This window comes from Methylobacterium sp. Leaf88 (assembly GCF_001422795.1).
Taxonomy (GTDB): Bacteria; Pseudomonadota; Alphaproteobacteria; order Rhizobiales; family Beijerinckiaceae; genus Methylobacterium.
The window spans coordinates 321923-347864 of record NZ_LMMK01000024.1 but is presented as its reverse complement, the minus strand read 5'-3'; the positions used below and the strand labels follow the sequence as shown (position 1 = coordinate 347864).

Annotated in this window: 27 protein-coding genes and 1 pseudogene; 13 read left to right on the top strand and 15 right to left on the bottom strand. The window is 69.3% G+C overall.

All coding sequences use genetic code 11. From position 1 onward, the window contains the following. Positions 1–5: 5 nt before the first annotated feature. A pseudogene (gene truA, locus ASF20_RS15980) lies at positions 6–752 on the top strand (tRNA pseudouridine(38-40) synthase TruA); the annotation flags it as partial. A 32-nt stretch (positions 753–784) separates the two neighbouring features. Here the strand turns inward: truA and dapE are convergent. Beyond that, positions 785–1996, bottom strand: a complete 1212-nt coding sequence (gene dapE / locus ASF20_RS15975) for a succinyl-diaminopimelate desuccinylase (protein ID WP_056275619.1) — start codon at positions 1994–1996, stop codon at positions 785–787. A gap of 112 nt (positions 1997–2108) precedes the next feature. Between dapE and moeB the strand changes: the two genes are divergently transcribed. Further along, positions 2109–2891, top strand: a complete 783-nt coding sequence (gene moeB, locus ASF20_RS15970; RefSeq protein ID WP_056275725.1) for a molybdopterin-synthase adenylyltransferase MoeB — start codon at positions 2109–2111, stop codon at positions 2889–2891. Between the two features lie 35 nt (positions 2892–2926). Here the strand turns inward: moeB and ASF20_RS15965 are convergent, their stop codons facing one another. Then, entirely contained in the window at positions 2927–4774 is a 1848-nt protein-coding gene (locus ASF20_RS15965; protein ID WP_056215246.1) for an ABC transporter transmembrane domain-containing protein, read from the bottom strand. 178 nt (positions 4775–4952) lie between these two features. Here ASF20_RS15965 and rpmE point away from each other — a divergent pair, with 178 nt between their 5' ends. Then, entirely contained in the window at positions 4953–5207 is a 255-nt protein-coding gene (rpmE, locus tag ASF20_RS15960; protein ID WP_055948879.1) for a 50S ribosomal protein L31, read from the top strand. Positions 5208–5339: 132 nt separating this feature from the next. Here rpmE and ASF20_RS15955 read toward each other — a convergent pair whose 3' ends face one another. Beyond that, positions 5340–5870: a DUF1465 family protein gene (locus ASF20_RS15955; RefSeq protein WP_056215243.1), complete on the bottom strand. Its 531-nt coding sequence runs from the start codon at positions 5868–5870 to the stop codon at positions 5340–5342. 587 nt (positions 5871–6457) lie between these two features. Between ASF20_RS15955 and rpmH the strand changes: the two genes are divergently transcribed. The 5 genes from rpmH to ASF20_RS15930 all read left to right on the top strand — a co-directional run bounded on the left by rpmH (position 6458) and on the right by ASF20_RS15930 (position 10265). Next, entirely contained in the window at positions 6458–6592 is a 135-nt protein-coding gene (gene rpmH, locus ASF20_RS15950; RefSeq protein WP_055947927.1) for a 50S ribosomal protein L34, read from the top strand. 85 nt (positions 6593–6677) lie between these two features. Next, positions 6678–7262 (top strand): ribonuclease P protein component, encoded by a 585-nt coding sequence (rnpA, locus tag ASF20_RS15945; RefSeq protein ID WP_056275616.1) that lies wholly within the window; start codon positions 6678–6680, stop codon positions 7260–7262. Continuing rightward, positions 7255–9108: a membrane protein insertase YidC gene (yidC, locus tag ASF20_RS15940; RefSeq protein WP_056275612.1), complete on the top strand. Its 1854-nt coding sequence runs from the start codon at positions 7255–7257 to the stop codon at positions 9106–9108. Before rnpA ends, yidC begins: the two co-directional genes overlap by 8 nt. A gap of 135 nt (positions 9109–9243) precedes the next feature. Then, complete coding sequence (gene yihA, locus ASF20_RS15935) at positions 9244–9894, top strand: ribosome biogenesis GTP-binding protein YihA/YsxC (protein WP_056215233.1); 651 nt, start codon at positions 9244–9246, stop codon at positions 9892–9894. Further along, complete coding sequence (locus tag ASF20_RS15930; RefSeq protein WP_056275608.1) at positions 9891–10265, top strand: DUF423 domain-containing protein; 375 nt, start codon at positions 9891–9893, stop codon at positions 10263–10265. Before yihA ends, ASF20_RS15930 begins: the two co-directional genes overlap by 4 nt. Before the next feature lie 129 nt (positions 10266–10394). Here the strand turns inward: ASF20_RS15930 and ASF20_RS15925 are convergent, their stop codons facing one another. Together ASF20_RS15925 and ASF20_RS15920 are read right to left on the bottom strand one after the other, a co-directional pair. Beyond that, positions 10395–11018, bottom strand: coding sequence for a hypothetical protein (locus ASF20_RS15925; protein ID WP_056275605.1), 624 nt, complete (start codon positions 11016–11018; stop codon positions 10395–10397). 35 nt (positions 11019–11053) lie between these two features. Then, positions 11054–12499, bottom strand: a complete 1446-nt coding sequence (locus ASF20_RS15920; RefSeq protein WP_056215223.1) for a TIGR00366 family protein — start codon at positions 12497–12499, stop codon at positions 11054–11056. Positions 12500–12661: 162 nt separating this feature from the next. Here ASF20_RS15920 and ASF20_RS15915 point away from each other — a divergent pair, with 162 nt between their 5' ends. After that, a complete protein-coding gene (locus ASF20_RS15915; RefSeq protein WP_056215220.1) occupies positions 12662–13045 on the top strand; it encodes a hypothetical protein in 384 nt (127 codons plus the stop codon). Positions 13046–13117: 72 nt separating this feature from the next. Here ASF20_RS15915 and clpB read toward each other — a convergent pair whose 3' ends face one another. Continuing rightward, the gene (gene clpB / locus ASF20_RS15910) at positions 13118–15748 is read right to left on the bottom strand and encodes an ATP-dependent chaperone ClpB (RefSeq protein WP_056215216.1); all 2631 of its coding nucleotides are present in this window, start codon (positions 15746–15748) and stop codon (positions 13118–13120) included. A 229-nt stretch (positions 15749–15977) separates the two neighbouring features. On the opposite strand from clpB, the gene ASF20_RS15905 reads away from it, so the two are divergent. After that, positions 15978–16754, top strand: a complete 777-nt coding sequence (locus ASF20_RS15905; RefSeq protein WP_056275602.1) for an MOSC domain-containing protein — start codon at positions 15978–15980, stop codon at positions 16752–16754. Here ASF20_RS15905 and ASF20_RS15900 read toward each other — a convergent pair. Next, positions 16751–17026, bottom strand: a complete 276-nt coding sequence (locus ASF20_RS15900) for a hypothetical protein (protein ID WP_056215210.1) — start codon at positions 17024–17026, stop codon at positions 16751–16753. The two genes, ASF20_RS15905 and ASF20_RS15900, sit on opposite strands and share 4 nt — an antisense overlap. 200 nt (positions 17027–17226) lie before the next feature. Next, positions 17227–17436: a hypothetical protein gene (locus ASF20_RS15895; protein ID WP_056215206.1), complete on the bottom strand. Its 210-nt coding sequence runs from the start codon at positions 17434–17436 to the stop codon at positions 17227–17229. A 264-nt stretch (positions 17437–17700) separates the two neighbouring features. Between ASF20_RS15895 and argB the strand changes: the two genes are divergently transcribed. Further along, complete coding sequence (gene argB / locus ASF20_RS15890; protein ID WP_055947887.1) at positions 17701–18597, top strand: acetylglutamate kinase; 897 nt, start codon at positions 17701–17703, stop codon at positions 18595–18597. Positions 18598–18618: 21 nt separating this feature from the next. Here the strand turns inward: argB and ASF20_RS15885 are convergent, their stop codons facing one another. The 4 genes from ASF20_RS15885 to ASF20_RS15870 are packed head-to-tail and all read right to left on the bottom strand — an operon-like array spanning position 18619 to position 22149. Continuing rightward, on the bottom strand, positions 18619–20340 hold the full coding sequence (locus ASF20_RS15885; RefSeq protein WP_056275600.1) for a SpoIIE family protein phosphatase: 1722 nt from the start codon (positions 20338–20340) through the stop codon (positions 18619–18621). Then, positions 20337–21197, bottom strand: coding sequence for a diguanylate cyclase (locus ASF20_RS15880; RefSeq protein WP_056275597.1), 861 nt, complete (start codon positions 21195–21197; stop codon positions 20337–20339). The genes ASF20_RS15885 and ASF20_RS15880 overlap by 4 nt, the downstream gene beginning before the upstream one ends. Next, entirely contained in the window at positions 21194–21580 is a 387-nt protein-coding gene (locus tag ASF20_RS15875) for a DUF1987 domain-containing protein (RefSeq protein ID WP_056215197.1), read from the bottom strand. Before ASF20_RS15875 ends, ASF20_RS15880 begins: the two co-directional genes overlap by 4 nt. 14 nt (positions 21581–21594) lie before the next feature. Beyond that, a complete protein-coding gene (locus ASF20_RS15870) occupies positions 21595–22149 on the bottom strand; it encodes a SiaB family protein kinase (RefSeq protein ID WP_056275594.1) in 555 nt (184 codons plus the stop codon). A gap of 406 nt (positions 22150–22555) precedes the next feature. On the opposite strand from ASF20_RS15870, the gene ASF20_RS15865 reads away from it, so the two are divergent. Both ASF20_RS15865 and ASF20_RS15860 read left to right on the top strand, forming a co-directional pair. Then, on the top strand, positions 22556–23284 hold the full coding sequence (locus tag ASF20_RS15865) for a pyrimidine 5'-nucleotidase (RefSeq protein ID WP_056215191.1): 729 nt from the start codon (positions 22556–22558) through the stop codon (positions 23282–23284). Continuing rightward, positions 23281–23700 carry a metallopeptidase family protein gene (locus ASF20_RS15860; protein WP_056275591.1) on the top strand — a complete coding sequence of 140 codons (420 nt, stop codon included), beginning with the start codon at positions 23281–23283 and terminating at the stop codon, positions 23698–23700. The genes ASF20_RS15865 and ASF20_RS15860 overlap by 4 nt, the downstream gene beginning before the upstream one ends. A 4-nt stretch (positions 23701–23704) precedes the next feature. Here ASF20_RS15860 and ASF20_RS15855 read toward each other — a convergent pair whose 3' ends face one another. The 3 genes from ASF20_RS15855 to ASF20_RS15845 form a co-directional block, all read right to left on the bottom strand. Beyond that, complete coding sequence (locus ASF20_RS15855; protein WP_056275589.1) at positions 23705–24943, bottom strand: hypothetical protein; 1239 nt, start codon at positions 24941–24943, stop codon at positions 23705–23707. Positions 24944–25054: 111 nt separating this feature from the next. Further along, positions 25055–25582 carry a DUF2937 family protein gene (locus tag ASF20_RS15850; RefSeq protein WP_056275721.1) on the bottom strand — a complete coding sequence of 176 codons (528 nt, stop codon included), beginning with the start codon at positions 25580–25582 and terminating at the stop codon, positions 25055–25057. Positions 25583–25649: 67 nt separating this feature from the next. Then, complete coding sequence (locus ASF20_RS15845) at positions 25650–25937, bottom strand: hypothetical protein (protein ID WP_056275586.1); 288 nt, start codon at positions 25935–25937, stop codon at positions 25650–25652. Positions 25938–25942: the final 5 nt, after the last annotated feature.

Sequence of the window (25942 nt, the reverse complement as noted above, 5' to 3'; positions counted from 1 at the left end):
ACCTGATGCCGCGCTACAAACTCGTGATCGAGTACGACGGGAGCCCGTTCTGCGGCTGGCAGCGCCAGACCGCGCAGCCCTCCGTCCAGGGGGCGATCGAGTCGGCGGTCAAGCGCTTCTCCGGCGAGGTCGCGGGCCTGACCTGCGCCGGCCGCACCGATACCGGCGTCCACGCCACGCACCAGGTGGCCCATCTCGACCTCGAGCGGGACTGGCGCACCGACGTGGTACGCGACGCGCTCAACGCGCACCTACGGCCGAACCCGGTGGCGATCCTCAGCGCCGAGATCGTCGGCGCCGACTTCAACGCGCGCCACTCCGCCACCCGTCGGCACTACCGCTACCGCATCCTCAACCGGCGCAGCCCTCCCGTGCTCAACCGCGCCCATGTCTGGCAGGTGCCCTGGGCCCTCGATGTCGGACTGATGCAGGCCGCAGCCCCGCGCCTCCTCGGGCTGCACGACTTCACCGCCTTCCGGGCCGCCGAGTGCCAGGCGAAAAGCCCGATCCGAACTCTCGATCAACTCGATGTCGCCGTCCTGCCGATGGGCCTGCACGACGAGATCGTGGTGGCGACCTCCGCCCGCGCCTTCCTGCATCATCAGGTCCGCTCGATGGTCGGCACCCTGATGCTGGCCGGCAGCGGCCGCATCAGCGCCGACGACGTGAGCGACATCCTGTCGAGCCGGGACCGCCGCCGTTGCGGACCGTTGGCGCCGGCCTGCGGGCTGACCCTGGTCGGCGTCGACTACGGCGATCGCACACACCCGGGTTCGCGCGAGAGCTATGGGCTGGAGGGTGACGTCGAGCAGTCGGCCTGCCGCCCAGCGAAATACGCCGCCAGCACCCGGGTGTAGATCGCTGTCAGCCGGTTCAGGTCGGCGATCGGCACGCACTCGTCGGTCTGGTGCATGGTCTGGCCGACGAGGCCGAACTCGAGGACCGGGCAGGCGTCCTTGATGAAGCGCGCATCGGAAGTGCCGCCCGTGGTCGAGAGCACCGGGCGGCGGCCGGTCTCGGTGGCGATGGCGCCGGCGACGAGTTCGGTGAAGGCGTCGGGCTCGGTGAGGAAGGCCGGTGAGTTCGAGGGCAGGAGGTCGAGACTGTAGCGCACGCTCCGGCCCGCGGCGGCGTCGAGGCGGCTCCGGATCTCGGCACCCAGGGTCTCGGCGGTCCAGCGGTCGTTGAACCGGACGTTGAAGGTGCCGTGCGCCTCGCCCGGGATGACGTTGGTCGCCGTGTTGCCGACGTCGAGGGTGGTGAATTCGAGGTTCGAGGCGCCGAAATGCTGGGTTCCGGCGTCGAGCGGCGCGGCCAGCAGCGCGGAGGCGAGGCGCAGCAGGCCGGGAATCGGATTCTCGGCGAGGTCCGGATAGGCGACGTGGCCCTGGCGCCCGTGCACCGTCAGCCGCCCGGTGAGCGAGCCGCGTCGGCCGATCTTGATCATGTCGCCGAGAACGTCCGGGTTGGTCGGCTCGCCCAGGAGGCAGTGGTCGAAGCGCTCGCCCCGGGCCCGGGCCCATTCGAGGAGCTTCACCGTGCCGTTGATCGCCGGCCCCTCCTCGTCGCCGGTGATGAGGAAGCCGATCGAGCCCGGAACGTCCGGCCCGGCCACGTCAAGGTAGTCGAGAGCGGCGGCCAGCATGCAGGCGATGCCGCCCTTCATGTCGACCGCCCCGCGCCCGTACAGCACCCCGTTCTCCACGGTCCCGGCGAAGGGGCCGTGGCGCCAGCGGGCGACGTCGCCGGGGGGCACCACGTCGGTGTGGCCGGCGAACAGCAGGAAGGGCGCGCGCGTGCCGATGCGGGCGTAGAGATTGTCGATGTCGGGCGTGCCGGGTTCCGAGAAGCGCGGGCGCTCCACGCTGAACCCCGCCCCTTCGAGAATGCCGGCGAGCCAGGCGAGCGCCCCCCCCTCCTCCGGGGTCACCGAGGGACAGCGGATCAGGCTCTGGGCGAGGGCGAGGGGGGAGCGATCGAGGGACGCGTTCGGCACGGGCGGGACTCTCGCGTGATGTCCGGGTGCGGAGGGCCATAAGCGCGAGCGCGCGGGGGTGCAATTCGCGGCCGGCCTTTCGCCGCGCGGCGGGGGGGCTTATCTGCGGGGCATGGCCCTCTCCCCCGACGAAGTCGAACGCTATGCCCGCCACCTCGTCCTGCCGGAGGTCGGCGGCCCGGGCCAGGCCCGGCTGAAGGCCGCCCGCGTCCTCGTCGTCGGGGCCGGCGGTCTCGGCGCCCCGCTGATCCAGTACCTCGCCGCCGCCGGGATCGGGGCCATCGGCATCGTCGACGACGACACCGTTTCCCTGTCGAACCTGCAGCGGCAGGTCATCCACGCGACTCCCGATATCGGCCGGCGCAAGGTCGAGAGTGCGGCCCAGGCGGTGTCGCGTCTGAACCCGCACGTCGCCGTGGAGGCGCACGCGCTGCGGCTGACCCCGGAGAACGCCCCGGACCTCATCGGCGCCTACGACGTGGTGGCCGACGGGTCCGACAACTTCGCCACGCGCTACGCGGTCTCGGATGCCTGCTTCCACGCGCGGCGCCCGCTGGTGACGGCGGCGCTCGGGCGCTTCGACGGTTCGCTGACCACGCTGCGACCCTACGAGACCGATGCACGCGGGCGCCCGAACCCGACCTATCGCTGCCTGTTCCCGAACCCGCCGCCGCCCGGCAGCGTCGCCCCCTGTGCCGAGGCCGGCGTGCTCGGCGCGCTTGCCGGCATCATGGGCTCGCTGATGGCCCTGGAGGTGATCCGCACGGTGACGGATTTCGGCGAGCCCCTCGTGGGCCGCCTCCTCATGGTCGACACCCGCGCGATGCGCTTCGAGACCCTCGGCTACGCCTGGGACGAGGCCAACCCGCTCAACGGAACCGGCACGGAGGGCTGATCCCCCCGCGACCGGGCGCGGTCGCTCGTCCGGCCCTACTCCGCCGGCAGCGCGTCGAGGAGGGGTCGGGCTTCCCGGGCACGCAGGCCGTCGTCATGGGCATCGGTGAACTGCAGCGCCGCGAGCTGCGCGTACAGCGCGCCCTGCGCCAGCAGGCTCTCGTGGGTGCCGCTCTCGACGATCCGGCCGCCGTCGAGGACCAGGATGCGGTCCGCCTTGCGGATCGTCGCCAGGCGGTGCGCGATGACCAGGGTGGTGCGACCGCGCATCAGGGTATCGAGGGCGGTCTGCACCGCGCGCTCGCTCTCGGCGTCGAGGGCCGAGGTCGCCTCGTCGAGAAGGAGGATCGGTGCGTCCTTGAGGATGGCGCGGGCGATCGCCACCCGCTGGCGCTGGCCGCCGGAAAGGGTGACGCCGCGCTCGCCCACCGTCGTGGCGTAGCCCTGCGGCAGGGCCTGGATGAAGCCGTCCGCATGGGCGAGTTCGGCCGCGCGCTGGACCTGGGCCTCGGTGGCCTCGGGCCGGCCGTACCGGATGTTCTCGAGCACCGAGCCGGAAAACACCGTCGGGTCCTGCGGTACCAGGGCGAGGCGCTCGCGCAGCTGCTCCGGGTCGACCTGGGCAATGTCGACGCCATCGACCCGGATGAGGCCGGATTGCGGGTCGTAGAAGCGCAGCAGCAATTGCAGCACCGTGGTCTTGCCGGCGCCCGACGGACCGACGAGGGCCACCCGCTCGCCCGGCGCGATCGTGAAGCGGATGCCGTCGAGCGCGGGATGGTCGGGCCGGGCCGGGTACAGGAAGCGCACGGCTTCGAAGGCCACGGCGCCCTTGGCGGGCACCGGCAGGGCCAGCGGCTCGGCCGGTGTGCGGATCGTCGATTCGGCCGCCAGGATCTCGCCGAGGCGCTCGGCGGCGCCGGCCGCCTGGGCGAGTTCGCCGTAGACTTCCGAGAGCTGCCCGAGGGCGCTCGCGCCGAACACCGCGTAGAGGACGAACTGCGAGAGCTGACCCGCCGTCATGGTCCCGGCCAGGACCCCTTGCGCGCCGTACCACATGACGCCGACGACGCTGGCGGAGATGAGGAAGATGGCAACGCCGGTGAGGAGCGCCCGCGCCTGGATCGAATCCCGCGCGGCCGCATAGGCGTTCTCGGCGGCCGCGGCGAAGCGGCTCGCGGTGGTCCGGCCCATGCCGAAGGCCTGCATGGTGCGGATCGCGTTCACGGCCTCGGCGGCATAGGCCGAGGCGTCGGCGAGGCGGTCCTGCGCCGCCCGGGACCGGCGCCGCACGCCGCGCCCGGAGAGGATCAGCGGGAAGACGATGAGGGGAATCGCCGCCAGGACGAGGACCGACAGCTTCGGGCTCGTGATGACCATCATCACCACCGCGCCCGTGAAGAGAAAGGCGTTGCGCAGCAGGATCGAGATCGAGACGCCGAAGACGGCCTTCACCTGCGTGGCATCCGCGGTGAGGCGCGAGATGATCTCGCCCGAGAGCGAGCGGTCGAAGAAGGCGGGATCGAGCTGGGTCAGGCGCCGGAACACGGCGGTGCGCAGATCCGCCACCACGCGTTCACCCAGCGTCGCGACCGTGTAGTAGCGCGCCCCGCTGGAGAGGGCGAGCACCGCCACGACGCCGATCAGAGCGGCGAAGTAGGTGTCGATCACCCCCTGGCCCTCGGGCGAGAAGCCGTGGTCGATGACCCGGCGCAGGGCGATCGGGACCACGAGGGTCGCGCCCGAAGCGGCGAGGAGGGCCAGGAACGCCGCGAGCATCCGGCCGCGATAGACCATCGCGAACGGAATCAGCGGGCGGAGCGAACCGAGCGGTGCCTTCGGCCGGGCCTCCCCGGGAATTTTCTTGTCACGGCCGCGAGCCATGGTGCCTCGTCATCGTTGGTCTTCCAGGAAAAGCGACCGTCCGGCGGTCTCTTCGAGCGGCGCACGCTTGTCGGGCGAAGGTGCGTGAGGTATAGGCGCGCCTTCATCCGATTGCGCGTGATCTATGGCCGCGGGCCGCCAGACGGGCCGGTCGGCTTGGCTATTCAAGGATTTCGTCATGGCAAAGAGCGCGGCCGACAAGGCCAAGGGTACCGAGCATCCCGACTACCACTTCATCAAGGTCGTGATGACCGACGGGTCCGAGTACATGACCCGGTCGACCTACGGCAAGGAGGGCGACACCCTCAACCTCGACATCGACCCGAACACCCATCCGGCCTGGACCGGCGGCGAACAGAAGATGCTCGATCGCGGTGGCCGCGTCTCGCGCTTCAACTCGCGCTTCGGCGCCCTCTCCTTCGGCAAGAAGTAAGGCCATCTTGGTCCGCCGCCGCGCCGACGCAGCGGCGGACCCCTTACAACGCAGAACGGGCGGCTCCCCCCGGAGCCGCCCGTTCTGCGTTTCCAATCCCCTCCCCGGCCCGAGGCCGGGGCGACGTCCGCGTCAGGCGGAGGCGGCTCCGAAGGCCGAGCGCAGCAGGCTCAGTTGGGCAACGACGGGGCTTTCCTGGGGCAGAGGGCTGGGACGCTCGTCGGCGATCAGGCCATCGAGGTGCAGGATCCGACTGTGCAGGCGGCGCGACCGCACGATGAGGTCCTGCAGGGTCGGAGGCAGAACGCCGAACACCTCGCTGCGGAAGGTCTCGGGTGTGGTCAAGCGCACCCGGGTCTTCTCCTGCATCGCCTCGGCCGGCGTCAGCTCGCCCTCGGATACGGCGCGCTGCACCAGGAGCCAGGAGGCGATCTGCATCAACCGCGTGGTGAGGCGCATGCTCTCGCTGGCATAGCTCAGCGTCCCGTCGCGGGACATCAACCGAGATTCCTCGCGGCCGGTCCCGTCGAGATAGGCCGCCGCTTCCTCGACCAGGGTCATGCCCTCGCGGAAGAGCACCTTGAAAGCCTCCGAGGTGACGTAGGTGTCACCGAAATTCACCCAGTCGCGCTCGTCCCGGAACATGACGTCGAACCCGCTCATGGTGCCTCCTGTGCCGCGGCCGGACCGATTGCGTCCCGCGATGGGACGAAGGCGGCGCGTCTGCACCTGTCTGCGCAACTCTAGCGCCGAACGTCCCGGCCCGCGGCCTTTACCCGATGTTAACGTTAACGGAGGCGATCGGTGCCGGGCTGCCGCTGCCGCTGCGAAGACACCGGGCAGAACATCCGGACGTGGGAAGGACCCCAGGGGGGAAGGACCCGGGACGAAAAAAAGGCCGCCCGTCGCGGGCGGCCTGACTAGCGAGTTTCGGGAGCAGTCCAAGCGAGCGAATCGGAAGATCCGCGCGTTGTCCGGAAGAACCGAACAGGATCACAGGATGGCGCGGATCGGTTAACGGACGGTTCACGGATGGCGTCGGGGCGCCAGATCGCGAACCCCGGATTTCGCCGTTTCGGCAGGCTCCGGAATTGACTCGCGCGGGACCTTGCCCCATAAGCCGCGCCATCGCGACGCGGCGCCCTTGAGGGGCGCTGTTCGCGCTTGCAGACACATTTCAGGGCGAGTGAATATTCGGTGCGGCCTTCGGTGCGGCCCGGATCGATCCTCGGCCATTCGGAGATCGCACCATGAAGAGAACCTATCAGCCCAGCAAGCTCGTGCGTAAGCGTCGTCACGGCTTCCGCGCCCGCATGGCCACTGCCGGCGGCCGCAAGGTCATCGCGGCCCGTCGCGCGCACGGCCGCAAGAAGCTCTCCGCCTGAGAGATCCGCGGCGCCGTCACGGGCGGCGCGCCTCATCATGAGCCTGGCCAGGGGCCACAGGACCCGCTGCGAGATCGGATCGGGCATGTCATCGGCCCCATCCGCGATCGGGCGGCTGACGCGACGCTCCGAGTTCTTGGCTGCGGCCGGCGGACGTCGCTTCCACAACGAACGCTTGTCGGCGCAAGGCCTCGTCCGCGCCGTTGAAGCGTCCACGGACGGCGCCCCCGGCGATCCGGCGGGTGACGGACTCCGAATCGGATTTACCATCACCAAGCGGGTCGGCCACGCCACGGAGCGCAATCGCATCCGGCGACGGTTGCGTGCGGCCGTGGCCCAGGTGGCCGGCGATCTGCCGGTGCGCCCGGCCGACGTGGTGCTGGTGGCCCGGCGCCCGGCCCTGCACGCTCCTTTCGAGACTCTCATCGACGACCTGCGCCGTGCCGTCGCCGTGGTGACGAAGCCGCAGGATCAGAAATCTGCGACGTCCGATCCGCGGCCCGCTCGGCGCGGACGCGGCAAAGGCGCGCCCGCGTCTGGCGCATCGGCGGCGGCTCCGCTATTGGCCTCGGGCGCGACGGGCTCCGCCGTGCCGGCCGGTCCCGGTCCGGCGCGCGCGAACGCGCCCTCCCCTCCTCCCAAAGCATGCGACGGACCGACCGATGGGTAATGACAAGACGAACATGATCGTCGCGATCGCCTTGTCGCTGGCGGTCCTGCTCGGCTGGAACTATTTCATCGCCGCTCCCCGCGTGGAGCAGCAGCGTCAGGCCGCCCTTCAGAACAAGGCGGCCACCCAGCCAGCCGGTCCCGACGGAGTGCCCAGCGCCAGCCCGAAGGAAGGCGGCCCGGCCAATCCCGTCCCCGGAACCCTGCCGGGCGCCTCGGGTGCCGGCGGCGGTGTGGTGCCCCGCGAGACGGCGATCGCGCGCTCCCCGCGCGTCACCATCGACACCCCGGCGCTCGCCGGCTCCATCGCCCTGAAGGGCGGCCGCATCGATGACGTCTCTCTCAAGAATTACCACGAGACCGTCGACGACAAGAGCCCGAACATCGTCCTGCTCTCGCCCTCCGGCACCGAGAATCCCTACTACGCCGAGTTCGGCTGGGTCGGCCAGAACGCTGGTCCCCTGCCCAACGGCGACACCGTCTGGGCCGCCGATGCCACCTCCCTGGCGCCGGGCAAGCCCGTGACGCTGAGCTACGACAACGGCGCGGGCCTGCTGTTCAAGCGGACCATTGCGGTGGACGACAAGTTCCTGTTCACCGTTCGCGACGAGGTCGAGAACAAGGGCGGCAACGCGGTTTCCCTCTATCCCTACAGCCTCGTCTCGCGCTGGGGTAAGCCGCACACCCAGGGTTACTACGTGCTGCACGAGGGCCTGATCGGCGTCCTCGGCGCCGACGGGCTGCAGGAATACACCTACGACCACCTCGCCAAGGAGCCGGCGCTCGGCAATGCCAGCACCAAGGGCAAGACCTGGCCGGGCGTGACCGGCGGCTTCGTCGGGATCACCGACAAGTACTGGGCCGCCGCCGCCATCCCGGATCAGGCGACCCCCTACACGGGCAGCTTCACCGAGCGGACCGACGGCGCCACCAAGGTCTATCAGGCCAACGTGCTCGGCAACGTGCAGGTGATCCAGCCCGGTGCCTCGGCCGCCGCGACCCAGCAGCTCTTCGCCGGCGCCAAGGAAGTGAACACGGTCAACGCCTACCAGGCGAACCAGAACATCAAGCAGTTCGACCTGCTAATCGACTGGGGTTGGTTCCACTTCATCACCAAGCCGATGTTTCGGGCGCTGGACTTCTTCTTCCACCTGTTCGGCAACTTCGGCGTGTCGATCCTCGTGGTGACTTTCTGCCTGAAACTGCTCTTCCTGCCGATCGCCAACAAGTCCTACCAGTCCATGGCCAAGATGAAGGCCGTGCAGCCGGAGATGACGTCGATCCGCGAGCGCTATGCTGACGACAAGATGAAGCAGCAGCAGGCGATGATGGAGCTGTACAAAAAGGAGAAGATCAATCCGGTCGCTGGCTGCTGGCCGGTGCTGATCCAGATTCCGGTCTTCTTCGCGCTGTACAAGGTCCTGTTCATCACCATCGAGATGCGGCATGCGCCGTTCTTCGGCTGGATTCAGGATCTGGCCGCGCCGGATCCGACGAACATCCTCAACCTGTTCGGCCTGCTGCCCTTCGCGGCGCCCGACTTCATCCACCTCGGCATCTGGCCCATCATCATGGGCATCACGATGTTCATCCAGATGAAGATGAACCCCGCGCCGCCGGACCCGGTCCAGGCGCAGATCTTCACCTTCATGCCGATCGTGTTCACCTTCATGCTCGGCTCGTTCCCGGCCGGCCTGGTGATCTACTGGGCCTGGAACAACACCCTGTCGGTGATCCAGCAATACGTCATCATGCGCCGCAACGGGGTGAAGGTGGAGCTTTGGGACAACCTGCGGGGGATGTTCCGACGCAAGACTGCCGACAAGAACGCCGTCGCCAAGAGCTGATCGCTCCGTCCACAAGGACCGCGACGCTTGTCCAACCCGGTCCTCTCCGTTTCACGACGGGGAGGACTTCCTGTTTCCGGCGTGTCGGCTCGCGAGAGTGATGAGCACGCCCTCTCCTCCGCCCGGAGCCGCTCGATGTCCCAAGCCGAAGACGATGCCGCCCTGCTGGAGGCCGGCCGCCTGCTGTTCGCGGGCGCGGCCGACTTCATCGCCTCGGCCCCCAACGTGCCCGCCCTTCCGCCGATGAAGGGCGTGGAGATCGCCTTCGCGGGCCGTTCCAACGTGGGCAAATCGAGCCTCGTCAACGCACTTACCGGGCGCAACACCCTGGCGCGGACCTCGCACACCCCGGGGCGCACGCAGCAGCTGAACTTCTTCGATATCGGCGGCCGCCTGACCCTGGTCGACATGCCGGGCTACGGCTACGCGGCGGTGGAGAAGACCAAGGTCGAGGCCTGGACCGACCTGATCCACGACTACCTGAAGGGCCGCTCGAACCTGGCCCGGGTGTTCATGCTGATCGACTCGCGTCACGGCCTGAAGAGCATCGACACCGACGTCCTCGACGGCCTCGACAAGGCCGCCGTGAGCTACCAGATCGTACTGACCAAGGGCGATGCCCTGAAGAAGTCCGAGATGGACGCCCGCATCGCCGGGGTGCAGGCCGCCATCGCCCGGCGGCCGGCCGCCTACCCGGAGATCCTGCTGACCTCGAGCCGCGACGACCGGGGCGTACCCGAACTTCGGGCCAGTGTCGCCCGCCTGCTGCAGGAGCGCGGCGCGTGAACGGCCTCGATCGCGTTCTCCTGGCGCTTGGCGCCCTCGCGGGTCTCCTCGGCGTCGCCGCGAGCGCCGCGGCGTCCCATCTCAGCGGGGCTGACAGCCTGAGGATTGCCGCCCAGTTCCTGCTGTTCCACGCCCCAGCGATCCTCGGGCTCGTGGCGTTGGCCGCCAACGGCACGACGCACCGGCCGGTCACCCGCCTCGCAGCAGCCGCCCTGGTGGTCGGCCTCGCACTGTTCTCGGGCGACCTTGCGCTTCGGGCGCTCCATGGCACACCGCTCTTTCCCATGGCGGCCCCGACCGGTGGCTTCGTCCTGATGGCCGGCTGGCTACTCGTGGCCGCGGCAGCCTTCGTTCCGGCACGTCGGTCCTGAGGTATGAGCCGGCGGCTGGGCGTCGGATGAGCATCGCGTCACCGCGCGGGCGACGCCGCGTCCTCGGCCCTGAAGCCGTGCGCCCTCGTACGCCCTCGACGGCCCCGCAGAGCCGCTGAAGCCCGTCGCTTAACGGATCAGCGGCGGCAGTTGCGGCGCGGCGCCGTCCGGCAGCGCGGTCTGGGCCATATTCATGCTCATGGCGAGCAGCGTGTAATAGCCGTTGATGCCCGCCATCTCGATGGCGCCCTGCTCGCCGAAGGTTTGGACCGCCCGGGCGTAGGTGGTGTCGCTCACCGCCTTGTTGTGATGCAGCTCCGTCGAGAACGCGTAGACCAGCGTCTCCTCCGGCCCCATCGCGTCCGGCCGCCGGCCTTCCCGGATCGCGGCGACGATCGCCGGATCGAGGCCGGCCTTCAGGGCGATCGGCGCATGGATGTGCCACTCCAGCTGCTGCGTCCATTCCCGGGCGGTGATCAGGATGATGAACTCGCTCAGCCGCAGGGGCAGTACGCTGCGGTAGCGCAGGTGCAGCCCCATATTGCTCGCGTTGGTCATCAGCTCGGGACTGCGCAGGAGCGGCACGAACGGACCGAAGACCGGGGTCTTGCGCGCCGCGAGAAAAGCCTCGGAGGCCGCCTTCTGCTCCGGGCTGAGGGTATCGGCCGGAATCGGCGGCAGGCGGTCTTGGGCCAAGGCAGACAGGCTCCCGAAGAGAAGGATCGACAGGACCGGCAGGACGGCGACAAGCATGGGTTTACTCCTCCGGTCCGGCTTCCGGCCGCAATCTACGGCATCACCGGCGGGTGGTAGGTCAGCGTGAAGGCCAGGGCCCAGAGCAGGAACAGCACCACCGGCAGGTGGATGAGGAGCTGTAGGAAACTGAACCCGACGATGTCGCGCGCCTTCAGGCCGAGGATGCCGAGGAGTGGCAGCATCCAGAACGGGTTGATCAGGTTCGGTAGCGCCTCGGCCGCGTTATAGACCATCACCGCCCAGCCGAGATGGACCTGCAACTCGTTGGCCGCCTGCATCACGTAGGGCGCCTCGAGCAGCCATTTGCCGCCGCCCGACGGCACGAAGAAGCCGAGCACCGCCGAATAGACCCCCATCGAGATCGGGAAGCTGCCCGTGGTGTTCAGGCTGACGAAGGCGTGGGTGATCACCTCGGAGACCGAGATCCCGGCGGCGTTCTTCGGCCCGGTCAGCATCGCGCTGATGGCGGCGTAGAGCGGGAACTGGATGAGGATGCCGGCAGTCGCTGGAACGGCCTTGGCCACCGCCACGAGGAAACGCTTCGGGCGCCAATGCAGCAGCAGCCCGAGGGTGATGAACAGGAGGTTGTAGGTGTTCAGGTTCGAGATCGCGGTGATCCAGGATTGCCGCGCGAACTCCTGGTAGATCCAGGCGCCGGCGATCACCACGAGGAGGATCGTGAGGATCGGGGAGTGCTCCAGCCATTCACCGGGTTGCTCGGGCCGGCCGAGATCGGCTTCTTCGCGCGCGACGCTCACGCCGAGATCCTCGGCCGTCACCGCAGTGCTCGGGCGCGGCGCGGAGGCATAGGCGATGATCACCGACATCACGAACAGGATCGCGGCGATCAGCATCGACTGCCAGAGGAAGATGGTTTCGCTGAAGGGAATCACGCCGGTGATCGGCAGGAGCGCCTTCGGCAGGCTCGCCGGGTTCGCCTGGAGCTGGGCCGCAGAGGAGCTGAGGCCCATGGCCCAGGTGGCGCCGAGCCCGAGATAGGCGGCGGCCCCGGCGGCACGGTAATCCATGCGGAGTTCCGTGCGACGGGCGAGCGCGCGGGCGAGAAGGCCACCGAAGATCAGGCTCAGGCCCCAGCTCAGGAACGAGGACAGCATGGTCGCCGCGGCCACGAACCCGACGGCGCCGCGGCCGGTCTTCGGGATCGCGGCGAGGCGATCGATCAGCGCCTGGACCGGGGGTGCCGTCGCCACCACGTAGCCACCGATCGTCACGAAGGCCATCTGCATGGTGAAGGGGATCAGGCTCCAGAAGCCGTCGCCGAAGCTCTTGGCGATGGCGGGCGCCGGGGCACCGTTGGCCAGCGCGCCGAGGGCAACGATGACCACCGCGATGGCGACGAAGATGAAGGCATCGGGAAACCACTTCTCGGCCCAGGCGGTGAAGCGGATGCCGGCCCGCGACAGGGCGCTGTCCAGCGCGGCGGAGTCGGCGCGACGCTCCGGCGTGGGTGTCGACATCGGAAAGTCCTGGGAACGAGGGAATGGCCTTGGGAGGCGCATTGTCCGCAATTGCCGATCCGGCTCAAGACGGAATCCCGCCGGTACACAGGCTTGCCTGTGATGATCGGGTGAGACTGTCAGGGTCGCCGCTTCAGGCTTCCTTGAGGGTTCGCCTCTACGATGCGCCCTGTTCTCGCGTGGGAGATCCTGTTCGTGGCCGAAATCTCGAAGCTCCGAGACCTCGATGCGAGAATGGCCGAACGGCGTCAGGCCAGCACCAAGGTGCGGGATCTGGCCCGTCAGGAGCGGGACAGGACGGACTTCGAGAAGCCCTTCCTGTCGCCCCTCGGGTGGATGATCGCGGTCATCCTGAACTTCGCCCTGGTGCTGGTCGTGGGCCTCGGCACCGTGCTGGTCCCGCCCCTGATGGCCTGCCGCGAGCAGAGTGCGCGCGGTTTCTTCGCCGGCGACTCCTTCCAGGCCTGCGCCGGCCGGGGCATCTCGGCCAGCTTCCAGGACTTCGACCGTCGCATCCGCCGCCTCGTCCTGCGTTCGGGACAGTGAACGGCCGGCCTGACGATGCCCGCAACGGCGGCTGCCGTCGCGGGCCCCGGGATGTCGGGATGACGCCCGGCCTCAGTTGAGGGTGACGCTCTCCGGCCGGCGCTCGGTGCTGAGGCCCGATTTGCCGACCTTCAGCCCGAGGGGACCGACCTCCACCGGCACCACTTCCCCATCGTGGATCAGCCCGGACAGGAGCTGCTCCGCCAGCCGATCCTGCACTGCCTTCTGGATCACCCGCTTCAGGGGACGCGCCCCGTAGGCCGGGTCGTAGCCCTTGTCCGCGAGCCAGTCGCGGGCCTTCGGATCGACGTCGAGGGTGATCTTGCGCTCGTCGAGGAGCTTCTGCAGGCGCTTCAGCTGGATCTCGACGATCGCACCCATCTCCGACCGCTTGAGACGGTGGAACAGGATGATCTCGTCGATCCGGTTGAGGAATTCCGGCCGGAAGTGGCTGCGCACCACACCCATCACCTCCTCGCGCACGACATCGGTGTCGTCGCCCTCACTCTGGTTGACGAGGTATTCCGAACCGAGGTTCGAGGTCATGATCAGGAGCGTGTTGCGGAAGTCCACCGTCCGACCCTGTCCATCGGTCAGCCGGCCGTCGTCGAGCACCTGGAGCAGGACGTTGAACACGTCCGGATGCGCCTTCTCGACCTCATCGAACAGCACGACCTGGTAGGGCCGGCGCCGAACCGCCTCGGTGAGTGCTCCACCCTCCTCGTAGCCGACATAGCCCGGAGGCGCACCGATCAGCCGGGCCACGGAGTGCTTCTCCATGTATTCCGACATGTCGAGACGCACGAGTGCCGTGTCGTCGTCGAAGAGGAAGCCGGCCAGGGCCTTGGTCAGCTCGGTCTTGCCGACACCGGTGGGCCCGAGGAAGATGAACGAGCCGATCGGCCGGTTCGGATCCTGGAGACCGGCGCGGGCCCGGCGGACGGCGGTCGCCACCGCCTCCACCGCCTCGCGCTGCCCGACGACGCGCTCGCCCAGCACCGTCTCCATGGCCAAGAGCTTGTCGCGCTCGCCCTCAAGCATCTTGTCGACGGGAACCCCGGTCCAGCGCGAGACGACACCCGCGATGTGGGCCGGCGTCACCGCCTCCTCGACCATGCCGTCGCGGACCACGGCGCTCTCGGCCTGGGCCTCGATCTCGGCGAGCTGGCGCTCCAGCCCCGGGATCACGCCGTAGGCGAGCTCGCCCGCGCGCTGATACTGCCCCTGGCGCTGGGCCGAGGCCAATTCGTTGCGCGCCTCGTCGAGCTTGCGCTTGAGTTCGGCGGCAGCACCGAGCTTGTCCTTCTCGGCCTTCCAGCGCGAGGTGATCGCGGCGGACTGCTCCTCGAGGTCGGCCAACTCCTTCTCCAACCGCACGAGGCGGTCGCGGGAGGCGGAATCGGTCTCCTTCTTGAGGGCCTCGCCCTCGATCTTCAGGCGCACGATCTCGCGGTCGAGGTTGTCGAGCTCCTCGGGCTTCGAATCGACCTGCATGCGCAGGCGCGACCCGGCCTCGTCCATCAGGTCGATGGCCTTGTCCGGCAGGAAGCGATCGGTGATGTAGCGGTTCGACAGGGTCGCGGCCGCCACCAGCGCCGCATCCTGGATGCGCACGCCGTGGTGCTGCTCGTACTTCTCCTTGATCCCGCGCAGGATCGAGACCGTGTCCTCGACGGTGGGCTCGGACACGAAGACGGGCTGGAAGCGCCGTGCCAGGGCCGCGTCCTTCTCCACGTGCTTGCGGTACTCGTCGAGGGTGGTGGCCCCGACGCAGTGCAGCTCGCCGCGGGCCAGCGCGGGCTTCAGCAGGTTGGAGGCGTCCATCGCCCCATCCGCCTTGCCGGCCCCGACGAGGGTATGCATCTCGTCGATGAACAGGATGATCCCGCCTTCGGCCGCCGTGACCTCGGAGAGCACGCCCTTCAGCCGCTCCTCGAATTCTCCGCGGTATTTGGCACCGGCGATCAGCGATCCCATGTCGAGGGCGAGCAGGCTCTTGTCGCGCAGGGATTCCGGCACGTCGCCGTCGACGATGCGCAGGGCGAGACCCTCGACGATGGCGGTCTTGCCGACGCCGGGCTCGCCGATGAGGACGGGGTTGTTCTTGGTGCGCCGCGACAGGACCTGGATCGTGCGACGGATCTCCTCGTCACGGCCGATCACCGGGTCGAGCTTGCCCTCGCGCGCCGCTTCCGTGAGGTCGCGGGCGTATTTCTTCAGCGCATCGTAGGCGTTCTCGGCCGTGGCGTTGTCGGCGGTCCGGCCCTTGCGCAGGGCGTTGATCGCGCCGTTGAGCGAGGCCGGCGTGACGCCGGCCGCCGCCAGCGCGCGACCGGCTTCGGTGTCCTTCTCGACCGCGAGGGCGAGCAGCAGGCGCTCGACCGTGACGTAGCTGTCGCCCGCCTTCTCGGCCGCCTTCTCGGCGGTGTCGAACAGGCGCACGAGTTCGCGCGTCGCCTGCGGCTGGGACGCGTTGCCGGACACCTTCGGCTGCTTGGCGAGCCAGGCCTCGGTCTGCGCGAGGGCGACCCGCGACTGACCACCCGCCCGATCGATCAGACCGGCGCAGAGGCCCTCGGGATCGTCGAGCAGGACCTTGAGGATGTGGCCCGGCTGGAATTGCGGATGGCCCTCGCGCATCGCGAGGTTCTGCGCCGCCTGGACGAAGCCGCGGGCGCGCTCGGTATAGATCTCGAAATTCATCTGTGTCCCACCTCCCCGTGTCGGCACGACCCGCCGCCCGCTCCTCGCGGCACGACCGATCGCCGAGACGTCGCCCCCACGGCCGATGCCGCTGGAGACCCCGGCGCCACCTAGCCACCGGTCTTCGAGATGTAGTGTTGCAAATCGGCACCACAAGGGTGTGGAGCGCGATGGCAGGCGGCCGGCCGCGGGCTTGCGCCCGGATGCCTTTCAGGGCCACGCTCGGCGCATGACGGACACGCCCAGCCTGCGCCTCGACGCCCTCCATCGCTACCCCGTCAAGGGGCTCTCGCCCGAGCCGATGGACCATGCGACCTTGACGGCGGGTGACTACTTTCCGGGCGACCGCCTGTTCGCGGTGGAGAACGGCCCATCGGGCTTCGACCCGGCTGCCCCGGTGCACCAGCCCAAGATCAAGTTCCTGATGCTGATGCGCGACGAGGCGCTGGCGCAGCTCGACACGCTCTACGATCCCGAGGACGGGACGCTGACGATCCGCCAGGGTGGCGCGATCGCGGCCCGTGGCGACCTCGCCCAGCCGGAGGGACGGGCCGCCATCGAAGACTTCCTCACCCGCACCATGCCCGGATCCCTGCGAGGCCCAGCCCGCATGTTGTCGGCACCGGCCGGTTATCGCTTCACGGATTCCCCGCGCGGGTTCGTCTCGCTTCTCAACCTCGCCAGCGTCGCGGCACTCGAGACCATGACCGGCGCGGCGGTGGACCCCCTTCGCTTCCGGGCGAACCTCCACGTCACGGGCCTCACCCCCTGGGCCGAGCTCGATCTCGTCGACCGCACGCTGACGACGGAGGGCGGCGTGCGCCTGCGCATCCACAAGCGCACTCAGCGCTGCGCGGCGACCAATGTCGACCCGATGACGGGCCAGCGCGATCTCGCAATCCCCCGCACGCTCGCGCAGCATCTCGGCCACACGGATTGCGGTGTCTACGCGGAGGTGCTGGAGGGCGGCGTGCTGACGGTGGGCGAGGCTCTCACCCTGGGCTAGATGGCGTCGCGGTGCACGAGGACGATGGCGGCGGCGTACCCGGCCCGGCGCAGATGGCGCAGGTCCGCGTGACGGCGCTCGCAGGTGACCTTGAGGTAGCGGCTCTCGCCTGCGGTCAGGCCCGTGGCGGCCGCGGCGGTCTGCCCGTGCATCAGGCACTCCATGGGGGTGCGGGCAGGGGCGACCATGACGTCGAGGGCGGTGTCGCGGGAGCAATCCTTGGCGAGGAGCGTCGCGGCACAGACGAGGGCGACGGAGAGCAGTTCAGACATGACGGACCCCTTGTTCGAGATGGCGAATAAGGTCCGCGGTGTGGCTCCGGCGTGTGAGCGGCCGCGTGATCGTTGCCTTGGTGTTCCCCGTATCGTTGTTGTCGTTGGAGAGGGCGAAGCACGGCGTGTGCCAGCGTCGTGTCCCAGGAGGCGCGGATCACCGTCCTACGAGGATGGGGCCGCCGTTGGCGCGACCTCGGTCAGCGGCGGATCTGCAACCAATGCGGCTCGGGCTCGGATCGCGGCAGGACCGCCGCGACGGCGTCGAGATCGACGGTGAATTGTTCGGTCAGGAGGCGCCAGACCTCGGATGGGGAGGCCGCCTGCGGGTTGAGCTGGTCGACCGCGCTGGCGATGTGGTGCGGGCTCAACAGGGTGGGACGCGGATGGTACGGATCGGCATTCAGCATGGTGCAGGATCCCCGGCGACTTTCCGATCATGGTTCGTCAACCTTAAGGAACCCTTACCGGTGAGCGGTTGCAACCCCGTTCTCGATGCCTCCGCGAAATGGTCCCGCGCGCGCTCCGGCAGCTCCGTCACGCGATGGGGGCCGGCAACACCCGGCATCGCCGCGTGAAATTCATTTCCCCGCTGCTTCGCACCGTCGCGATGCTGCGCTAGAAGCCCGGCGTCGCGCGCGGTGCCCGACGCGCCATCGAGGACGAGCCCCACGATGAAAGAACCGCTGCCCAACGTCCATGTGCGCGCCGAGGTCCTGGTCCAGGCCCTGCCGCACATGCAGCGCTACGACCAGGAGATCGTGGTCATCAAGTATGGCGGCCACGCCATGGGAGACCGGGCGGCGGCGGAGGATTTCGCCGAGGATATCGTGCTCCTGGAGCAGTCCGGCCTGAAGCCGATCGTGGTCCATGGCGGCGGCCCGCAGATCGGGCGGATGCTCGGCCGGCTCGGCATCGAATCGGAATTCCGCGGCGGGCTGCGCGTCACCGACGAGGCCACCGTCGAGGTGGTCGAGATGGTCCTGGCCGGCTCGATCAACAAGCAGATCGTCGGCTGGATCTCGGCCGAGGGCGGTCGCGCCATCGGCCTCTGCGGCAAGGACGGCAACATGGTGCGGGCCCGCAAGGCCACCCGGACCATCATCGATCCCGAGAGCCAGACCGAGCAGGAGGTCGATCTCGGCCTCGTGGGCGAGCCCGAGCACGTCGAGCGCGGCGTTCTCGACGCGGTGCTGAAGGCCGAGCTGATCCCGGTCCTGGCTCCCGTGGCCTTCGGGGCGGACGGCCAGACCTACAACGTCAATGCCGACACCTTCGCGGGCGCGATCGCGGGGGCGCTGCGGGCCAAGCGCCTGCTGCTGCTCACCGATGTTCCTGGGGTGCTCGACAAGGACAAGAAGCTCATCCCCGAGCTGTCGATCGACGATTGCCGCCGGCTCATCGCCGACGGCACCATCACGGGCGGCATGATCCCGAAGGTGGAGACCTGCATCTACGCCCTGGAGCAGGGCGTCGAGGCGGTGGTCATCCTCGACGGCAAGGTCAGCCACGCGGTGCTGCTGGAGCTGTTCACCGATTACGGTGCCGGCACCCTGATCCGTCGGGGCTGAACCCCCTCCCCTGCCTCGCGCTCAGGTCGCGCGGGGCAGCGTCCGCGGCCGGAAGGCCACCAGGGTCATGTCGTCCCGACGCGTCTCCTCGCCGCGATAGGCGGTGAGCGCCGCATCGAGGATCGTCACCTGCTCCGCCAGGGGCGCCGCCTGATGGTTGCCCAGGATCTCGGTCACGCCGCGATGGCCGAGGAGGCGTCGGGCCGATCCGGCACCGCCCATCTGGTCGGTGATGCCGTCCGTCATCAGGTAGAAGGTCGTGCCGGGGGCAACGCGCAGGCGCGTCTCCTCGACGGCGAAGCGCTCGCCCGGCCGCTGCGGATAGCCGAGGCCGCGCTTGGCGCCGCGGATGCGGGTCACCGCCGCGCCTTCGAGGGTGGTCAGGGCCGAGCCGGCGCCGGCGAAGCGGATCTCGGCCGCGGCCGGGTCCCAGACGCAGAGGCCGCAATCGAGGCCGTCGTCGGATTCCGATCCCCGTCCGTCCTGGCGCAGCTGGGTCCGCACCATGCCGTCGAGGGCCTCCAGGATGGCGGCCGGATCGCGCAGGCCGCGCTCGTGAATCAGACGGTCGAGGGCGGTGGCGACGATGAGGGTCAGGAAGGCGCCCGGAACACCGTGCCCGGTGCAGTCGGCCACCAGCAGGATGCCGAGGCCGTCGATCTCCTCGAGCCAGAAGTAATCACCCCCGACCAAGTGCAGCGGCTCCCAGAGCACCGCCACCTCAAGGCCCGTGCCGTCGAGGGCCGACCGGTCGGGCAGCACCGAACTCTGGATGCGGCGGGCGTAGCCGATGCTCTCCATCACCAGGTGGTTGGCCTGGGCCAGCTTGTGGTGCGCCTGCTCCAGCTGCTGCAGGAGCTGCTTGGCCTCGTCGCCGGCGCGGAGTCCGTCGACCATGCGGTTGAAGGCTTGGGAGATGACGTCGATCTCGTTGCTGGCGCGGAAGGCGCCATCGAGCTCCACCGGCACCCAGCGCTTGTGCTCGACCTCTCGCATGGCCAGCAGCAGGCGCTTCAGGGGGGCCAGCACGTGCCGCCGCACGTTGGCGTGCAGGGTCAGCACGAAGGCGAGCATCAGGATCAGGCTGGTGACGACGGCGAGGATCGCCTGCTTCTCGGCGTTGCCGCGCAGGGCCTCGGCCGAGATCGACAGGGTCAGGTGCCCCACCGGGGGGGCGACTGGGCCGGCGAAGAGATCCGCCTGCGTGGTGATCTGCTCGAAGGACCGCCCGCGCTTCGGCTCGCCCAGCGTCATCACCACGGTGCCGGCGGCGTCGCGCAGGGTCGCCGCGCGGAAGGCCGGGTCGAGGGTCAGGGCCTCCATCGGGCGGCGATAGACCTCCGGGCTGCCGCTCCAGCCGGGGCCGGCGATGGCCTTGGCAGTCAGGGACGCCATCAGGCCTGCGCGCTCGGTGTAGAGGTGGAGCTGGTCGCGATAATTGACCCAGGCGATGCCGATCTGCGTCACCAGGACGACCACCGCGATCACGGGATAGATCCGCAGGAAGAGGGTGTGGGCGAGGCTGTCGAGGTCACGCCCCTGGGCCGCGCCGCGCAGGGCGCCCGGACGCATCGCGCCCGGCTCGCCGGTCGGGACATCGACGAAGCCAGCCGCGCTGAGGAAATCGCTGCTGCGCCGCGGGCCGGCGCCGCGCAGGGACCCGCCGCGTCCCTCGCCGGAGGCAGGCCGGCTGCCGGCGGACGCGCCGGGGGCGGCGCCGAGGGCCGGGGTCTCTGCGGTCATGGCCGAATCGCGGCGCCGGAGACGTCCGGCGCGCCGGGCCTCAGCGCGATACGATTGCGACCGCAATCCTTGGCCGCGTAGAGGGCCGCGTCGGCCCGCTGCATGGCGCTCTCCAGGGTTTCGCCCGGCTCGGACTGGGCGACGCCGATGCTCACGGTGATCCGCATGGCGGCATCCATCATGGGCACCGGCGTGGCGGCAACGGCCTCGCGCAGGCGTTCCGCGAAGGCCGCGGCGCCCTCCAGGCCGGTATCGGACAGGACAATGGCGAACTCTTCGCCGCCCGTGCGGCCGATGAAGTCGAGGGTGCGCAGGTGCGCTCGACAGATCGCGACGAAGGAGACCAGCGCGGCGTCGCCGGCCGCGTGGCCGAAGCTGTCGTTGAGGAGCTTGAACCGGTCGAGATCGAGGATGAGGATGGAGACCGGGGCGCCGCTGCGGGCGTGGCGCAGCCATTCGCGCGCCGCGACCTCCATGAAGCGGCGACGCGCCAGGGCACCCGTCAGGTCGTCGGTATCGGCCAGACGCCGCAGCTCGGCCTCGAGCCGGGTGCGGTGCTCGATCTCACCGGACAGGGCGGCATTCAGGGCCTGGAGATCCCGGCGCTGATCGGCGAGGCGCTGGTTCGCCTTCTGCAGGTCGAGCTGCATCCGGTCGCTCATCCGGACCAGCCTCTGCTGCTCGCGAAAGCCCCGGCGATAGGCGTCGGCCAGCGCCTGGACGCCGCCGGCGACGTCCGAGAGCCCCGACAGCATCGCCTCGGTGCGGGTCAGCACCGCTTCCTCGGCGTCGTAGAGGCTGAAGGAATCAGCTGGTTCGGAGGCCGCGCCTCCGACGGCTCTGATCGCGCGGGTCATGCGGCCTCCCTCACCATCTCGAACCGCGCGTAGGAGAAGTCGGCGGCGAAGTCCTCGCCCGCCTCCTCAATGGTCTCGTCACCATCGGCGAACCGCCAGCGCACCGTGACCGCGCGCCCTTCCTCGGCGGCGTCCTCGAGGGGCATGAACAGGTTCATCAGCGCTTTGGCGCTCGACGAGTTGAAGTAGGCCAGCCCGACCTCGAACACGATCGGGGTCGCGGAGGTGTCCGCCAGGTAGGCGCGCAGGGCCTGGAGCAGGGGGCCGAAGAAGGCGGCCGCATCCTCGGGGTAGGATTCGCCGTGCAGGGACAGGTGCCCGGTCGCGAAGTCGAAATCGACCCGCGGCGAGCGGTCCGTGGCGGCAAGCTGGATTCGGTCCATCGGTGGTCGGCCCGTCAGATATAGGCTTTGAGGCAGAAGAAGCTGCGCCCGGAGCCGAGCGCCTGGAAGTCGTACTCGACCGGGGCGCTGGAACGCCGTGCGATCTCGATCAGGCCGATGCTGCCGCCGAGGCTTCCCTCGTCCGGTGGCTGGCGGAGCTTCTCGCGGTAATACGCCTTCAATTCGTCGCTGCTCAGGCTCGCGATGTGGTCGAGGCGGGCGCGCAGGGGCGGGACGTCGGGATCGGGCAACTCGTTTCCGCAGACGACGTAGAAGCGTCCCGCCTCCATGCCGACGACGATCACTCCGTTGCTGATCAGGCTCGCCTGCGGACCGGACGGCTTCACGACCTTGTCGGCGGAGTAGCGGATGACGTTCTGGGCCTGCTCGACGAAGATCGCGAAGACCCGCTTGGCCACCGACGCATCGGTCTCGCCCTGGCTCATGCGCAGCTTGAGCACTTCGCCGAGAGAGAATAGGACATTCTCCGAGATGTCGCCGCCGAAGGAGAGGATCACGCCCTGGCGCCGGGACGCATCGAAGAAGTTCATGAAATCGCGTGCGAGCAATGCAATTTCTCCCGCCTCACGGGGCCGGCAGCAGACTTGGACGTCGCGCAATACCGCTCTGATCGAATAGCTCGTCGTTCGTATATGTGGAGTTAATCTGGCCTTTTCGTCACGTCTTTCCGCCAGCAAGCAGAATAGCGCCAGGACAATGACTAAGCTGCCTATTTCGAATCCACACAGGACTGATTCTGCCTAACCACTGATCACTCCATCTCGGGCGCGCGTGGAGAGGCGGCCGTCAACGAACCGGTCGGACGAGGTGGACCCAGGGTACGGTTGGGGGAATGCTTGCGGGATGCCGACGGCCATGCTCTGAAAAGCACGCGCCCCGCTTCCCTTCGCGGTGTCCGGTCCCCATCTCGAACGGCCGGGCTTCGTGGCCCACCCAGAACCACATCGACCGACCTTGTTTCTGCCCGGCGAACCCCACTTCACCACCGCCCAATCCCGCGGCTTTCGTCAGGTCGACACCTGGGTGTTCGATCTCGACAACACGCTCTATCCGAGCGACGCCCGCGTCTGGCCGCAGGTGGACGAGCGCATCACCCTCTACGTCATGCGCCTCTACGGACTCGACGGTCTCTCGGCTCGGGCGCTACAGAAGTATTTCTACCATCGCTACGGGACGACCCTGAAGGCGCTGATGGTGGAGTCGGCCATCGATCCGCACGACTTCCTCGACTTCGCCCACGATATCGACCATTCGTCGATCCGCCTCGACCCGGCGCTGGGCGCTGCCATCGAGCGCCTGCCCGGCCGCAAGCTCATCCTCACCAACGGATCGCGCCGGCACGCCGAGAACGTGGCGGCCAAGCTCGGCATCCTCGACCACTTCGAGGACGTGTTCGACATCGCCGATGCCGATTTCATTCCGAAGCCCGAGCGCTCCACCTACGAGCGGTTCCTGAAGCGCCACGGCGTGGAGCCGCGCCGGGCGGCCCTGTTCGAGGACATCGCCCGCAACCTGATCGTGCCGCACGACATCGGCATGTCCACGGTGCTGGTGGTGCCTCCGACGATCGACCCCTTCCGGGAAGCCTTCGAGCAGGAAGCCGTGCGCGAACCGCATATCGACCACATCACCAGCGATCTCGCCGGCTTCCTGGCGGAGCGCGTGTTACCGGAACTCCCGTGAGCGGCGGCGAACTGGACTGGACGTCGGCTCGGGCACCGGACCTCGGTGCGATCGAGGATCTGGCGCATGCGGCCTTCGCCAATCTGCCCCTGGCATTCCGGAATCTCTGCGCCGGCCTCGTGATCCACGTGGAGGACTTCCCCGACGAGGAGACCCTGCGGGAGATGGATTGCGAGAGCCCCTTCGATCTCCTCGGCCTGTTCCGTGGGATCGGTCTCGCCCAAAGCGGCGAGGCGGCGACCGGACAGATGCCGAATCAGGTCTGGCTCTACCGTCGCCCCCTGCTCGACGACTGGGCCGAGCATGACGAGACCCTCGGCCACCTCGTCACGCACGTCCTCGTCCACGAGATCGGGCACCATTTCGGCCTCTCCGACGCCGATATGGAGGCGATCGAGGCGGCTGCGGACGCCTGAGGCGTCAGGCCTTCTGGGCGGACGGCAACAGGCTGGCCTTGGGCCGGCGGGTGCGGAACTGCCCGCGCTCCACCGCGACGAAAACCAGGACCGCGAGCGCCAGGGTGGTGAGCCACCACATCACCGTCATCCCGACGCCGATGCAGGCGATGAGGAAGGCCGAGGCGAAGGCCGCCATGGCGCCGGGCACCAGCACCGATGCCTCGCGACCCGCGCGGCGGATCGCGGCGTGCAGGGCGAAGGCCGCCGCGAAGGCCCCGACGAGGCCGAGTTCGTACCAGAGCTCGAACAGCAGGGTCCGCGGCGCGTTCATCGGCAACAAGTTGACGTAACGACCTCGCAGGGCCGTCTCGAGGCCGTGCCCGGTGACGAGCCGCAGCGGCTCGCTGGTCACGATGGTCTGCCAAGCCTTGAGGCTCAGGACGCCGGGCGCACGCCCGCCGAACACCGTCGCACCGATCGGCCGGGCGATGAAGGGCAGGACCGGTCCCAACACCAGCAGGGTGGCCGCCGTGACGCCGAGGAGGCGCGGCGCGAGCATGGGCCGGAAGGCCGCGAGCGCGAAGGCGACCGCACCCAGCGCCAAGGCGACCAGGGTTGTCGGGCCGGGCGAGACCAGGAGTGCGACCGAGACGAGCAGGGCGAGCCCGAGGGCCTCGCTGTTGCGCCCGCGCGAGCGGAGCCACGAGACGGCCGGCCAGACGAACAGGATGAGCAGGATCAGGCCCCGGTCGAGGATCGCGTCCTCGTCGGGTCCGAGGAGCCCCTGTCCGAACGGCCCCTGCCCCGTGAGCCCAAGCCCGATGGCGAAGATGGCCGCCGCCGCCACGCCCACCGGCAGGAGATAGAGGTTTGCCGAGCGCATGCGGTCCGGCAGAGCGAGATAGGCCGCCATCGTCATCAGAAGCGTGGCGATGACGTTGAGCAGCCGTTCGGTGGCGAGGCTCAGAAACGGCGTCCAGACCAGCGACAGGGCCGACCAGAGGATCACCAGGCAGCCGGCCAGGAAGGCGCGCGAGCGCAGCAGGCGCGTGGAGGCCGGGCGGACCGGTCGCGCGCGGCCGTCGATGGCGCTCGCCAGGAGCAGGAGTACGATGGAGATCGGCGCGAGGATGACCACCGCGCGGCGGGCGACCTGCGCCGCCACCGGCATGATCACGAACAGGCCGATGAAGCCGATGCGACGCAACAGGGCGGCGGCATCGATGGCTGGGTCGACCGAGGTGGAAGGAACGCGCGCCATGGGTTCGAAGGAGGCCGTGAAACGGCGCCAGGATGAGGCCCGCGCGCTAACCGTCAGACCCTAGTGCAGCCGCGGGAGCCGCGCTGTAGACGGCGGGCAACAGTCGCGTCCTCACGCCGGTCGGGTCATGGACTGCCGGCCACGACCCGCCAGGAGCCACCGACCGAGATCGGCGAGGATGCGCCAGCCGGCCCAGGTGGCCAGGAAGCCGAGCAGGCCGGCGGTCAGGCCGTCGACGGTGGTGGGGATTGCCGGAGTGTAGTCCTGGTAGGTGGCCCGCGCGAGGGCGAGGTCGGGATCGCGCATCAGGGCCACGACGCGGCCGAGGGGGCCGCCGGCCTCCGCGAGCTCCCGGCGCTGCCGCTCAAGGGCGGCGAGGCGCACGATATCCTGGCGCGCCGCCTCGCCGCGCCGGGCGACGAGAGGGTCGCCGTCGCCGCGCAGGCGTGCCACCGCATCGTCGCGACTGCGGCCGGTGGCAACGGCATCAGCCTCGAAACCGGAGACCACGCGGCGCAGTTCGTTCAGGGTGCCGCCGAGCCGCTGGGCATATTGCTGGGCGAATTCCGGCGCCTGCGCCGCCAGCGCGCCGCCGAGGAGTCCGAGGGCAAGCCCCAAGGTGCGTAGGACGCGAAACACCGGCCCCTCCGCGCGGGTGGCAACGGAGGACAAGAGCCCGACGGCGCGGCGGGTTCCGGCGCCCCGCTCAGCCCTGCGACGCCGTTCCCTCCCCGGCGAACGCCGCGGCGATGTCCGCTTCGGTCACGTCGGGCAGGGGGCGGCCTACCTTCAGGGCGCGGGTCGGGAGCCCGGGGGCGAGGATCAGGATGACGGTCTCGATACCCGGGCAGGCCGGGTCGGCACAGACGATCTCGCTCGCCTTGACGGTGATGGCCTCTTCGAGACCGCCGCAGCGGCGGACCCAATCGACGATCGCCGCGCGGGCCTCCTGATCCGCCGGCGGGCGGCGGTTGCCGAAGCCGAACAGAGCCATCGGGG